The following is a 2,092-nucleotide window of genomic DNA, read 5'->3' as shown; positions in this document are numbered from 1 at the left end:
GGTAGGGCCGGTCCCAGAACGGCTCGACCGGATCGTCGACGGTCGGAAGGCCAGCGTCCGCCTGCACCCGGCTGAGCACGCGCAGGGCGTCGACGAGGCCGGACTCGCGCTCGCGCCAGTCGGTGGCCGCCGCGGCTGCCTGCAGGGACCCGACCACCACGCCCGCCCGCGGCAGCCGCGCAAAGCTCGTGCCGAGCCACTTGGCGTAGGGCGGCCACCGGCGCTCGAGCAGGTGGCCGAGGTGCATCATGACCCCTGCGATCCGGGCCGCGACCACCCGCGACCCGAGGTCATCCCCGCGCTCGCCGGTCCGGCCGACGAACGGCAGCTCCTGGCCGACGCGCGCCCAGTCGGTCGCGACGACGTGTCGCCACACGTCGTCGGGGTACCACTCGAGCCGCCGCCGTATGCCGTCCAGCTCCCCCGCGCGGTCGGCGAACACCTCGCCCGCGATGACCTCGAGGACGGCCTGCCCGGTCAGCGACAGCCAGTCCCCGACGGTGAGGTCGGTCGTGGGGTCCACGCCGAGCCGCGACACCGCGAGATCGCGCGCCGTCCCGACCTGCACCCGGTGGCGCACGACCGGGTCCCACGTCGTCGCGAACCGAACTGGGAGACCCGCGAACGAGTCGGGCAGCTGCTCGCTGAGGTGCGCGTCGACGTCGCCGACGAGCTCACCCGGGACCAGGAGGTTGAGGCGCAGCCCCCAGTCGTGGTCGCGCGAGATCGCGTCGTCGAGGCCGAGGACGTCGGATCCGCTCCCGAGGCGGGCAGCGGCATACGGAAGCCTCGGCCAGCGCGCCTCGACGCAAGGACGCACGACCTGCTCGAAGTAGGACCGCGACAGCTCGACTCCGGACAGGTTCACGTCCCCGATCGTGCCAGCCGGGGGCCGGGACGACGTATGCCGCCGCGCCCGGTAGGGCACGACGGCATCCGTCAGCAGGTGGCTGGGAGGGCGGAGGTCACCAACCGCGCTCGGCGAGCCGGTGGGGCTGCGGGATCTCGTCGACGTTGATGCCGACCATGGCCTCGCCGAGGCCGCGGGAGACCTTGGCGATGACGTCGGGGTCGTCGTGGAAGGTCGTCGCCTTGACGATGGCCTCGGCGCGCTGGGCCGGGTTGCCCGACTTGAAGATGCCGGAGCCGACGAAGACGCCCTCGGCGCCGAGCTGCATCATCATGGCGGCGTCGGCGGGGGTCGCGATGCCGCCGGCGGTGAAGAGCACGACGGGCAGCTTGCCGGCCTCGGCGACCTCCTTGACGAGCTCGTAGGGCGCCTGCAGCTCCTTGGCCGCGACGTAGAGCTCGTCGGGGCTCATCGACCGGAGGCGGTTGATCTCGGCGCGCAGGGTCCGCATGTGCGTCGTCGCGTTGGAGACGTCACCGGTGCCGGCCTCGCCCTTGGAGCGGATCATCGCCGCGCCCTCGGTGATGCGGCGCAGGGCCTCGCCGAGGTKGGTGGCACCGCAGACGAAGGGCACCGTGAACTGCCACTTGTCGATGTGGTTGGCGTAGTCGGCCGGGGTGAGCACCTCGGACTCGTCGATGTAGTCGACGCCGAGGCTCTGGAGCACCTGCGCCTCGACGAAGTGGCCGATGCGGGCCTTGGCCATGACGGGGATCGAGACGGACTCGATGATGCTGTCGATCATGTCGGGGTCGCTCATGCGCGACACGCCGCCCTGGGCGCGGATGTCGGCGGGGACCCGCTCGAGGGCCATGACGGCGACGGCGCCGGCGTCCTCGGCGATCTTGGCCTGCTCGGCCGTGACGACGTCCATGATGACGCCGCCCTTGAGCATCTCGGCCATGCCGCGCTTGACGCGCGTCGTGCCGGTGGAGCCCGTGGTGTGCGGGTCAGCCGCGGGGGTGCTGCCCGAGGTCGGGGTGGTGCTCACGATGTCCTGCTTTCCCGTGTTCTGGAGTGGGGTTGCACAAAGGGTAGGCCCCCGCGACGCCGGCGCACGACGCGGTCCACCGGGTCGCCAGGCGCCACCGCTCAGACGGGCGTGAGGTGACCCGGGGACTCGTCGTTGAACTCGACCGTGTGGGGCATCGGCGTGTAGCCGGCGAGGTGGAAGATGCGGAT

Annotated in this window: 2 protein-coding genes; both read right to left on the bottom strand. The window is 72.1% G+C overall.

What is annotated here, in order from left to right; genetic code table 11:
* Nucleotides 1-868: DUF4037 domain-containing protein (locus AC1DP0_RS21300; RefSeq protein ID WP_478088476.1), on the bottom strand; the 868-nt coding region annotated here is incomplete at its 3' end.
* Between the two features lie 97 nt (nucleotides 869-965).
* Nucleotides 966-1,901: a pyridoxal 5'-phosphate synthase lyase subunit PdxS gene (gene pdxS, locus AC1DP0_RS21295; RefSeq protein WP_478088472.1), complete on the bottom strand. Its 936-nt coding sequence runs from the start codon at nucleotides 1,899-1,901 to the stop codon at nucleotides 966-968.
* Between the last annotated feature and the right edge of the window lie 191 nt (nucleotides 1,902-2,092).

It is taken from the genome of Terrabacter sp. P5_B1 (assembly GCF_056400505.1).
Note: the sequence above shows the minus strand (reverse complement) of the source record. Positions and strands in the feature narration are given on the sequence as shown.